This window comes from Solidesulfovibrio sp. (assembly GCF_029978005.1).
In the GTDB taxonomy this organism is placed as follows: Bacteria; Desulfobacterota; Desulfovibrionia; order Desulfovibrionales; family Desulfovibrionaceae; genus Solidesulfovibrio.
The window spans coordinates 1-10,538 of sequence record NZ_JARKOZ010000103.1; the positions used below are offsets into that span (position 1 = coordinate 1).

Here is a 10,538-nt window from a genome sequence, read left to right on the forward strand (position 1 = left end):
TCTTCGAGCCCGAGGAGGCGGTCACGCCCGAGGAGGCGCTGCGGATGTGGACGACCTGGGCGGCGGCGTCCATGGGCGAGGCCGACGTCAAGGGCAGCATCGAGCCCGGCAAGTACGCCGACATGACGGTCTATTCGGACAACCTGCTGACCGTGCCCAAGGAGCGGATCAAGGACGTCGTGGTCACGCGCACCATCGTCGGCGGCGAGACGGTCTACCAGGGGCAATAGGCCCGCGCCCGGAAAAAGCTCGGGCTAGAATTCGCCGCGCAGGCTGGCGGCCTCGGGGCGGTGGGGACGCCAGGACAGCCGCACGTCCAGGCCCTCGCGGTCGCCGCCCTGGCTGGCGCGGATCTCCACGTCCAGCATGACCGCCGGGGACAGGTTCATGGACATCCGCCCGGCCGTGACTCCGAGGCTGCCGGCCCGCAGTTCCCGGGCCAGGCGCTCCAGCCTGTCCGCCGCCTCCCAAACGCCCATCACCCCGCCCAGGCGGGCTGTTTTCGTGCTCATGACGCGCCTCCCGGCCGCCTGCCGGCGGCCATGGCGCGTCCTACCGCTTCCGGGTGTCCGGCCGGGGTCGGCGCGGTTACGGGCGCATGGCTTCCGCGTCGCCCCCGATTCCCGAGCCGGTGGCCATGGCCAGGACCCCGGCCATGGCTTCGCGCGCCGCCTGCCGCTTGACGGCCAGGCGGTCTCCGTCGAACTGGAAGCGCTTGACGGCCACGCCGTCAGGCCCTTCCCAGGCCATCCAGACCGTACCCACGGGCTTTTGCGGGGTGCCGCCGGAAGGCCCGGCCACGCCGCTTATGGCCACGGCCACGTCGGCGCGCATGACGCCGCGCGCCCCGCGCGCCATGGCCAGCACCGCCTCGCGGCTGACCGCGCCCTTGGCGTCGAGGGTGTCCTGGGACACGCCCAGCACGTCGCGCTTGACCGCATTGGCGTAGGCCACCACCGCGCCGGTGAACCAGGACGAGGCGCCGGGCGCGTCCGTGAGCACGCTGGCCAGCAGCCCGCCCGTGCACGACTCGGCGCAGCCGAGCATCCATCCCCGGGCCGCCAGGGCTTCGCCGAGCCGACCGGCCAGATCTCGCAATCTTTCCTCCATGTTCCCCCTCCTGTCCTCCCGGGTACCTTTCCGCCCAACTATCCAAATTATTTTCCCTTGTCACCGCCCCGCCGTCTCCCCCACTTTTCTCCCAGCGAGGGGGTCCGGGGGGCATCATGCCCCCCGGCCGCCGGAGGCAGGCATTCTCTCCTCCCTTCCGCCGCCGCCTCCCTTGACGCGGCAAACGCGGCCCGCGTACATGGCCTTGCCGACCGCCATCACAAGGAGCGAGACATGCTGGACCTCAAATTCGTGCGCCAAAACCCGCAAGCCGTGGCCGACGGCATGGCCCGGCGGCGCTTTCCCCTGGACCTCCCCGCCTTCCTGGCCCTGGAGGAGCGGCGGCGGGAGATCATCACCGAGGTGGAGCGCAAGAAGGGCCAGCGCAACGCGGCCTCGGCGGAAGTGGCCAAGATCAAGCGCCAGGGCGGCGACGCCTCGGAAATTTTGGCGGGCCTCGGCGGGCTTTCCGAAGAAATCAAGAGCCTCGACGAAAAGACCAAGGAAGTGGACGCCCAGGTGACCGACTGGCTGCTCGGCGTGCCCAACATCCCCCACGCCACCACCCCGGACGGGGCGGGCGAAGCGGACAACCCCGTGGTGCGCATGGTCGGGACGCCGCGCGCCTTCGATTTTCCCATCCGCGAGCACCAGGACGTGGGCGTCTCGCTCGGCGGGCTCGACTTCGAGCGGGCGGCCAAGCTGTCCGGCGCGCGCTTCGTGGTGCTGCGCGGCGGTCTGGCCCGCCTCGAGCGCGCCCTGGCCGCCTTCATGCTCGACACGCACATCGCCGAGCACGGCTACGTCGAGGTGGCCACCCCCTATATCGTCAATGCCGAGAGCCTGCTCGGCACGGGCCAGCTGCCCAAGTTCGCGGCCGACCTCTTCAAGCTCGAGGGCATGGCCTCCTACCTCATCCCCACGGCCGAGGTGCCGGTGACCAACCTGCACCGGGGCGAGGTGCTGCCGGAATCGGCCTTGCCCCTGGCCTACGTCTGCCACACCCAGTGCTTCCGCTCCGAGGCCGGCTCCTACGGCAAGGACACCAAGGGCATCATCCGGCTGCACCAGTTCGGCAAGGTGGAACTCGTGCGCCTGGTCCACCCGGACACGTCCTACGACGAGCTGGAAAAACTCACGGCCCAGGCCGAGACGATCCTGCGCAAGCTCGAGCTCCCCTACCGCGTGATCGCCCTTTGCACCGGCGACCTGGGCTTTTCCTCGGCCAAGACCTACGACCTGGAGGTCTGGCTGCCGGGCCAGAACAAGTACCGCGAGATCTCGTCGTGCTCCAATTTCGAGGACTTCCAGGCCCGCCGGGCGGACATCCGCTTCAAGCCCGAGGGCGGCAAGAAGACGGCCCTGGTGCATACGTTAAACGGCTCCGGCCTGGCCATCGGCCGCACCATGGCCGCGATCCTGGAGAACTACCTGCAAAAGGACGGTTCGGTGACCGTGCCGCGGGCGCTGGTGCCCTACATGGGCGGCGTCGAAGCCATCGAGCCCGAGGGGAAGGCGTCATGAACAGCGAAAAGCGTCAGGCGTTCCTGGAGGCCCTCAAGCGGGGGCTGCTCATCGGCGGCGCGGTCGGCGTCATCGGCGGACTTTTCTTCATGGACATCCGCCGGGGGTTGATCCTCGGGCTCGTGGGCGGCTTTTTCGCCGTACTCACCCGCCGGGCCATCGACAAGCGCAAGGGAAGATAGCGAAGAGGGGAAAATGCCTCCCCTCCTGGCCACCCCGAAAGGGGGAGGCTGGGCTGGGGCGACGCCTCCTGCATCCGCCGCCATAACAAAAAGGGCGGAAGGCCATGGCCTTCCGCCCTTTTACTGTTCGTGGCGACCCCGGCAGCCTAGTTGGAGGCCAGGCTCAGATTCTTGATGCCCATGGCCACGTAGATGTCGGCCAGGGCGCTCTGGTAGTCGGTCAGGGCCTGGGTCAGGTTGTATTCGGCCGTGCTCACCCGGGCCTGGGCGTCGAGGACGTCGGTGCTGGTGCCGACCTGCGCCTGGTAGCGGGCCACGGCCATGCGGTAGCCTTCGCGCGAGGCCTCCAGCGCCGTGCGGGCCACGGAGATGCGCTTGGCCGCGTCCTGGATGTTGAGGTAGCAGGTCTTGACCTGATAGCCGACGTTGAGGCGCAGGTTGGCCAGGTCGGCCTGCAGCTTCTTCACGCTTTCCCGGGCGGCCTGGGTGCCGAAGAAGGTCGAGCCCCAGTCCCAGGCCTGCAGGGAGGCGGTGATGGCGAAGGTGCTGGATTCGGGAGTGGTGGCTCCGGACATGTCGCGCAGTTCCAGGCCGGGATCGTTGCCCTGCTTGGTGTAGGTGGCTTGCGCCTGCACCTGGGGATAGAAGGTGCTGGCCGCGATCTTCACGTCCTTCTCCGCCATCTGCACGGACTTGACGCCCATGTAGAGGTCCGGCCGCTGCTTGTAGGCCGTGTCCAGACAATCCTCAATGGTCATGGTGAAGGGCAGGTAGGTCAGCTCGCCCACGTAGTTGGTCTGCTGGTTGAGCGGCAGGTTGAGCAGGGAGTTGAGCTGGGCCGTCTGGACCAGCACCGCGTTTTGCGCCTTGAGCAGGTCCTGTTCGGCCTGGGCCAGGTCGGATTCGGCCTGGAGCACGTCGAGGCGGGGCTTGAGGCCCACGTCGTAATAGGCCTGGGCGACCTTGTACTGCGATTCGAGCCGGGCCACGGAGTCCTTGTTGCTCTGCACGTTGGCCCGGGCCTGGAGCAGGGTCAGGAAGGCCTGCTGCACGGACTTGATCAGCGACAGTTCCGTGTAGCTGATGTTGGCCGTGGAATAGTCCTTCTGGAGCGCCGCCTTCTGGTAGGTGCTCAGCAGCTTGAAGCCCGTGAACAGGGGCTGGGTGGCCTGGAGCTGGAACTGGTAGATGTTTTGCCAATACCCGCTGCGGGCGTTGACGTAGCGCGAGGTGGAAAGCGACGTGCCCATCAGGTTGTTGAGGACCTGGTTGGCCGGGAGGGTCTGGGTCGTGGCGCCGACGACCTGAGAGTCGGTACGCTGGAAGGCGTAGCTGACCGTGCCCACGAAGCCGAAATTGGACATGGCCTGGCGGCGGCTGTCCTCGGAACCGGCCAGCAGCGCCCGGGCGGACTGCATCTGCGGGTTGGCGTCGAGGCCCCTTTTGACGCTTTTTTCCATGTCGATGGGATCGCCCTCGGCCGCCGGGGAGCCGGCTCCGCTCTGGGTGTGCTGGGTCAGGGCCGGATCGGTCTGCTGCTCCTTGACGAAATCGGGCAGCGGGATCTTCTGGATCTTGACGTCGAGGCCGTCGCTGGCGGGCGCGGCCTGGCTGGCGGCATCGGCCTTGGGTTGGCGCGTATAGCGCTGGGCCACCCGGTCGTTGGCTGCGGGGGCGGTCGCGTCCTGCGCCCGGGCCAGGCCCTGGGCGACGATCAGGCTGGCCGCGAGCACGCCCGCGAACAACACCAGATGGGACCTGCGCTTAGCGAATGGAATCATTGCATCCATCTCCATGCCGGCGATTACCCGGAGTCGGGCAATTTCCGATAATACAATTATTCTTCAATGTATAGCGTTGTGAACACGCATTCACCAAACTGACAAACAAGCCATCCAATCCTATCCTCCTACCCCTTTCAGGGAGTGTTGTCGAGGCCATGACACCTCCGGTTGCGCCCGAAGCCGCCCTGCCGTAAAACCGGCCAGCGACGCGGCCCCGGCGCCGCCAGCGAAGGAGCCCCATGACACTGGCCCAACGACTCGGCTTCGCCCGATCCCCCGTCTTCCTCGTGGACGGCAGCGCCTTCTTCTACCGCGGCTACCACGCCTTCGGCGACATCGCCCGCTCGGACGGGTTTCCGACCAACGCCCTTTTCATGATCTTCCGGCTGCTCTTCAAGCTGCTGCGCGACGAATCCCCCAGCCACCTGGTCTTTTTCCTGGACGGCCGGGGGCCGTCTTTCAGAAGCGACATCTACGCCGACTACAAGGCCAACCGGGAAACAATGCCCGAGCCCCTGGCCCGGCAGGTCCCTCCCCTGCTCGAGGGACTCGCGCTGCTCGGCGTGCCGGTCATCGTGCCCCAGGCCGCCGAGGCCGACGACGGCATCGCGAGCCTGGCCGCCCGCTTCGGCGGGCAGCGCCCGGTGGTCATCGTCGGCGCGGACAAGGACCTCAAACAGTGCCTGGCCGAGGCGGTGGTGCTCTACGACCCCTCGGGCAAGGCGGAAAAACTCGTGACCAAGGCCGACTTCACGGCCGAGACCGGGATCGCGCCCTCCTCCTGGCCGGACCTGCAGGCCCTGGTCGGCGACACCAGCGACAACATCCCGGGCGTGCCGGGCGTCGGGCCCAAGACCGCCCTGGAGATCCTGCGCCGCTTCCCCACCCTTGAGACGCTGCGCGACCACCTGGGCGAGCTCAAGCCGGCCGCCCGGGCCAAGATCGAGCCGCGCCTGGAGGACGTCTTCACCTACCGGCAACTCACCCGGCTGCGCACGGACATCCTGCCCGAAACGACCCTCGACGACACGGCCCTGGGGCCCATCGACGCCAAGGCCCTGCGCCAGTTCCTCGAAACCTACGAGTTCCGGACCCTGGCCCGCGAGGCCGAGGCCCTGGCCGCCGGCGCGGCCCCGCCGGCCAGGCCGGTCAAGGGCAAGGACCCGACCCGGCCATCGCTTTTCGACGTCGCGCCCGAGGCCAAGCCGGTCACGACTCCGTTGACTCCCGTGGGCGAGTTGCCTGAACTTTCCGGCCGCCGCCTGGCCCTTATGCCCGTCGCCTCGGGCTTCGCCCTGTCCCTGGGCGACGACGAACTGGCCACGGACGCCGCCCCGGCCGAGCTGGCCCCGCTTCTGGCCAAGGCGCGGCGCGTGGCCGTGCCCTCGGTCAAGGAATTGCTCTCCCTTGATACGGCCTTCGAGACCGTTCCCCTCGCCGCCTGGTTCGATTTGGGGCTGGCCGCCTACCTGCTCAATCCGGAACAGCGCAACTACGGCTTCGACCGCCTGCGCGACCTGCTTTTCTCCGACCCGTCCGTGGACGCGGCGGACCTGGCCCCGACGGACACGGCCCGGGCGGCGGCGCGTCTGGCCGACGTCCTGGCCGGGCGGCTGGAGGCGGCCGGGCTCACGGAACTGGTCGCCCGGCTGGAGCTGCCGCTGGTGCCCGTGCTCGTGGCCATGGAACGGGCCGGCATCGGCGTGGACGTCAAATCCCTGGCCGACTTCGGGACCGAAACGTCGCAGAAGCTCACGGCCATCGAGGCCGACCTGCACCGGCTGGCCGGCCGGCCCTTCAATCCCCGCTCCAGCCAGCAGCTCGGGGACATCCTCTTCGGCGAACTGGGGCTCACCCCCAAAGGCAAGACCCCGGGCGGCGCGGCTTCCACCTCCCAGGAAGCCCTGGAGCGCCTGGCCGGGGCGCATCCGCTGGTGGACCGCATCCTGGAATTTCGCAAGCTCGAAAAGCTGCGCTCCACCTATCTCGATCCCCTGCCCCGGCTGGCCGACGCCAAGGGCCGCATCCACACCACCCTCAACAACCTGGCCACGGCCACGGGCCGGCTCTCCAGCTCCAACCCCAACCTCCAGAACATCCCCATCCGGGGCGAACTCGGCCGGCGCATGCGGCAATGCTTCGTCGCCGGCCCGGGCAACCTGCTGGTGGCGGCGGACTATTCCCAGATCGAACTGCGGGTGCTGGCCCACCTGTCCGGGGAGCCGGCGCTGCTCAAGGCCTTTGCCGACGGCGCGGACATCCACGCCCGCACGGCGTCGCTGCTTTTCGACAAGCCGGAGGCCGACGTGACCCGGGACGAACGCCGCCAGGCCAAGACCATCAACTTCGGCCTGCTCTACGGCATGGGGCCGCAGAAGCTCTCGCGCGACCTCGGCATCAAGCTCGACGCGGCCAAGGCCTTCATCGCCAAGTATTTCGAGCGTCTGCCCGGCCTTTCGGCCTTCTACGACGGCATCGTGGACGGGGCCCGGACCAACGGCTTCGTTTCCACCCTGGCCGGACGCCGCCGCCCCCTGCCGGACATCGGCTCGAAGAACTCCCAGCTGGCCTCCCAGGCCCGGCGGCAGGCCATCAACACCGTGGTTCAGGGCGGCGCGGCCGACATCATCAAGATGGCCATGCTGGCCGCCCACGGCGATGCGCAGCTCGCCTCGCTCCGGGCGGTCCTGGTGCTGCAGATCCACGACGAACTGCTGCTGGAGACGCCTGAAGGCGAGGCCAAAGCCGCCGGCGCGCGCCTGGCCGCGCTTATGTCCGGGGTGGTGTCCCTGGCCGTGCCCCTGGTCGTGGACTGGGGCGTGGGCCCGACCTGGGGAGAAGCGCATTGACGGCGCGGCAGGGCTTTCCATCGCCGGGAAACTTTCTTATCCTCAAAGGAGTTCGGGTCCGGCCGGCCTTGTCGTGCCAAGGCCGTCGCCGGCCCGTGCAACCGTTTGCCGTCGTAAGGAATGCAGGCCATGCCCCCATCCGCTAAATCCATCCGCGAGGACCTGGCCAGGGCCAAGGCGGCCTACGCCAAGAACGAGGAGCTGCGCGCCGTGCAGCTCGTGACGCAAGCCCTGCGCGCCTTCGTTTCCGTCAAGCTTCCCGGGACGGACCGCATGTCCATCGAGGGACAGCTGCGCGAGGCCTTCGGCAACCTGAGCAAGCTCCCCCGCGTCCTCAAGTACGCGCCCAACGGCATCCCCTACGCCAAGGGGCAGGAGCCCAAACTGGCCGTCTTTCTCGTCAACCTGAGCCAGAAGGTCGAAGAGGACATCGCCCGCGAGAGTCTCGACACCATGCGCGAGCGCAAGCTGCGCATCGACCACGCCATCATCAAGGGCAGCAAGCTTCTGGCCGAGGGCAACCTGCTGGAGGCCCAGCGCAACTTCCGCGCCGCCGTGGCCGATTACGTGGACGAGAAAGGCCTTTTCCCCCTGCTCGCCGGAAAGCTCATCGACGCCGGCCATTTCAAGGCCTCCCTGGAATACGTCAAAAGGGCCATCGAGGAGGCCCCGGACAACTCCCGGGCCTACGACTTCCTGCTGACCGCCGCAGGCAAGGCCGACGAATGGCAGCTTGCCGAACGCATCCTGACCGATGCCGCCGGCAAGGGCATCAAGACCCCGCTGCTCGATCAGGCCATAGCCCACGTGCAGGCCCGGCTCGGCAACTGGAAGGAGGCCCTGGGCGCCGCGAAGCGGGCCGTGGCCGCCGACGCCCGCCTGACCGACGCGGCCAAGCTCCTGGCCGCCGCCGAGAAGCAGCTGGCCAATTCCTCCCCGGCGGCCTGACCTTCCGCCTCGGCCGCTTCGCCCGGCAGGCCCCAACGCCGCGCCTGCCGTATCCTCTCGGGAAAAGCCCCGCCGCCTTTCAGGGCGTGGTCAGCAGTTCGAGCACGGCTGTTTCCACTGCGCCGGGCTGCGCCGCGTCGGTGAAGACGGCTACGGTGCGCCCGCCCCGGGCCCGCGGCGCATGGTAGACGCCGCCCACGCAGCCTGGCCCTCCCGCGCCGTGGCCCAGAACCGCCGCATGACGGGAAAGCGTCGCGTCGGCCAGGGTGCCGCGCATGAGCCCCAGGGCATAGCCGGCCTGCCGCCAGGGCGGCCCGGCCACCCCGTCGTCCAGGGCATAGGGCCGGCGCAGAGCGGCCAGGGACTCCCGCGACAGCAGATCGCCGCGCAGCAGCCGGTGCAGGGCCAGGGCCGCCTCCGCGACCGGGCCGACGACCGTGCCATGACAGCACCAGCCGGGATGGTAGCCCCAGGTTCCGGGGAAGGCCGTCGCCGCCATATCCTCGGGTCCCTCGGCCAACCTCGACCCGGAAAGCCCCAGAGGCCCCAGCACATGCCGGGAAAGGACCGCGCCCAGGGATTCGCCCGTGACCGATTCGACCAGACGGCGCAGCAGCAGGTAGCCGACGTTGGAATAGGCGAAGCCTTCGCCGGGCGGGAAAAGGAGGTTTCGCGGCGGGACCAGGGCCAGTACCGCCGCGTCGGGCCAGGGTGCGTCGCCCCGGGACACGGCCTGGCGGTATTCGGGCAGGCCGCCGTAGTCGCCGAGGCCAGAGCGGTGGGCGAGCAGGTGGCGGACGGTGAAGGGATGCTCCCCGAGCCGGTCGTCGAGGGAAAGACGGCCCTTCTCGGCGAGGAGCAGCACACAGGCGGCGATGAGCGTCTTGGTGAAGCTCCACCAGGGCACGACGGCCGAAGAGGCGTCGCCCCGCGCCTCGCCCGAGGCCTCCACGACGGCGGAAAGAACTCGCGGCGCGGGAGGCTCGGCGGTCATATCCGGGCCAGGCCCGCGACCAGGGCCGCCGCATGCCCGGGCCAGGCGGCCTCGAGGAGCGCCCGCTCCTCGGCCGGACACGGCTCCATCAGCTGGATCCCGGCCCCGGCCAGTTCCTCGGCGCAAAAGGAGCCCAGGAAGTCGAGAAGCCCCAGCCCCCCGTCGCCGACGTCCTCGCGCTCGCCAAGAGCCCGGGCGAACCCGGACACGATGGCCTCGACCACGCCGGCCTCGGCCAGGACGAGCGCGCCCACGCCGTCCACCCGGTCCAGGCGCGCCCGCATGGTCATGTTGGCGAAAAAGGACAGCCCGGCCAAGCGCTCGGCCATGGGCCCGGCCTCGGTGAAGGCCCGCGCCGCGCCGTGGCCGCGCACGGTGACGAGGCGCACGGCCAAGCCGTCCGCGCCGGCCCGGGCCACGAAATCCCCGGCCGCGTGGTGCCAGGGGCCGATGGACGCGCCCGTGGCCGGATCGTAGCAGCGGGTCAGGATGCGGGCCGCCTCGCCGTAGAGCGCCGCCGCCTCGGCCGCGTCGAGCAGCCGCTCGCCGGCGTCGAAATCCCACAGCCGCACCCGGCCCGCGCCGTCCTGGTGGAATTCGTGGAAACCGGCGAACCACTCCTCGAGCAGCATGCCCAGGCCCTCCACCCGGGCGCAGGCCAGGGGACGCGGCAGAAATTCCGGCGCGAAGCGCTCCCGCAACGTCTCCAGCAGGCCGCTTTCGGCCTCCAGGCAGGCCACGGCCACGGGCGCGGCGGCCACGTTGACGCAGCATTTGACCTCGCCGTCCGGGAAACGGACCGTGCAACTGGCCGGATGGTAGAGCGCGCCGTGCTTCTCGGCCCGCAGCACGACCTCGCGCGCGCCGTCGAGGCCGTCTTTTCGGCCCAGGGCCGCCAGGGCGCACCGCAGGGGCGCGAACCCGTCCTCGGACACGAAGGCTTCGAGCGCCCCGAAATACCTGCCGTAGGTCAGCCCGGTGGCGTCGCCCTCCACGGGCGCGCCCGCCGCCTGCGGCGTATAGGCCGTCGCCCCATGGGGCGTGGCGATTTCACGTACGATGTGCGTGGTGAAGATGCCTCCGGCGGGGGGGGGGGGGGGGGGGGGGGGGGGGGGGGGGGGGGGGGGGGGGCGGGGGGGGGGGGGGC

General features: G+C 69.7%; 10 protein-coding genes. 5 read left to right on the top strand and 5 right to left on the bottom strand.

Going from position 1 to position 10,538, the window contains the following annotated elements; all coding sequences use genetic code 11:
- The coding region (locus tag Q1K70_RS11980; RefSeq protein ID WP_300159742.1) for an amidohydrolase family protein at positions 1 to 230 on the top strand (230 nt) is incomplete at its 5' end.
- A gap of 24 nt (positions 231 to 254) precedes the next feature.
- On the opposite strand, the gene Q1K70_RS11985 is transcribed toward Q1K70_RS11980, so the two are convergent.
- Positions 255 to 512 (bottom strand): amphi-Trp domain-containing protein, encoded by a 258-nt coding sequence (locus tag Q1K70_RS11985; protein WP_300159744.1) that lies wholly within the window; start codon positions 510 to 512, stop codon positions 255 to 257.
- Positions 513 to 588: 76 nt separating this feature from the next.
- On the bottom strand, positions 589 to 1,110 hold the full coding sequence (locus tag Q1K70_RS11990; protein ID WP_300159747.1) for a CinA family protein: 522 nt from the start codon (positions 1,108 to 1,110) through the stop codon (positions 589 to 591).
- A gap of 234 nt (positions 1,111 to 1,344) precedes the next feature.
- Between Q1K70_RS11990 and serS the strand changes: the two genes are divergently transcribed.
- Together serS and Q1K70_RS12000 are read left to right on the top strand one after the other, a co-directional pair.
- Positions 1,345 to 2,634: a serine--tRNA ligase gene (gene serS / locus Q1K70_RS11995; RefSeq protein ID WP_300159750.1), complete on the top strand. Its 1,290-nt coding sequence runs from the start codon at positions 1,345 to 1,347 to the stop codon at positions 2,632 to 2,634.
- Positions 2,631 to 2,816: a hypothetical protein gene (locus tag Q1K70_RS12000; RefSeq protein WP_300159753.1), complete on the top strand. Its 186-nt coding sequence runs from the start codon at positions 2,631 to 2,633 to the stop codon at positions 2,814 to 2,816. Before serS ends, Q1K70_RS12000 begins: the two co-directional genes overlap by 4 nt.
- Positions 2,817 to 2,962: 146 nt before the next feature.
- Here Q1K70_RS12000 and Q1K70_RS12005 read toward each other — a convergent pair whose 3' ends face one another.
- Positions 2,963 to 4,597, bottom strand: coding sequence for a TolC family protein (locus Q1K70_RS12005; RefSeq protein WP_300159756.1), 1,635 nt, complete (start codon positions 4,595 to 4,597; stop codon positions 2,963 to 2,965).
- 242 nt (positions 4,598 to 4,839) lie between these two features.
- On the opposite strand from Q1K70_RS12005, the gene polA reads away from it, so the two are divergent.
- Positions 4,840 to 7,449, top strand: a complete 2,610-nt coding sequence (polA, locus tag Q1K70_RS12010) for a DNA polymerase I (RefSeq protein ID WP_300159759.1) — start codon at positions 4,840 to 4,842, stop codon at positions 7,447 to 7,449.
- 129 nt (positions 7,450 to 7,578) lie between these two features.
- Positions 7,579 to 8,397, top strand: coding sequence for a hypothetical protein (locus Q1K70_RS12015; protein WP_300159762.1), 819 nt, complete (start codon positions 7,579 to 7,581; stop codon positions 8,395 to 8,397).
- A 79-nt stretch (positions 8,398 to 8,476) separates the two neighbouring features.
- On the opposite strand, the gene Q1K70_RS12020 is transcribed toward Q1K70_RS12015, so the two are convergent.
- Together Q1K70_RS12020 and Q1K70_RS12025 are read right to left on the bottom strand one after the other, a co-directional pair.
- Entirely contained in the window at positions 8,477 to 9,391 is a 915-nt protein-coding gene (locus Q1K70_RS12020; RefSeq protein ID WP_300159765.1) for a serine hydrolase domain-containing protein, read from the bottom strand.
- On the bottom strand, positions 9,388 to 10,467 hold the full coding sequence (locus tag Q1K70_RS12025) for a hypothetical protein (RefSeq protein ID WP_300159767.1): 1,080 nt from the start codon (positions 10,465 to 10,467) through the stop codon (positions 9,388 to 9,390). Before Q1K70_RS12025 ends, Q1K70_RS12020 begins: the two co-directional genes overlap by 4 nt.
- Positions 10,468 to 10,538 lie beyond the last annotated feature (71 nt).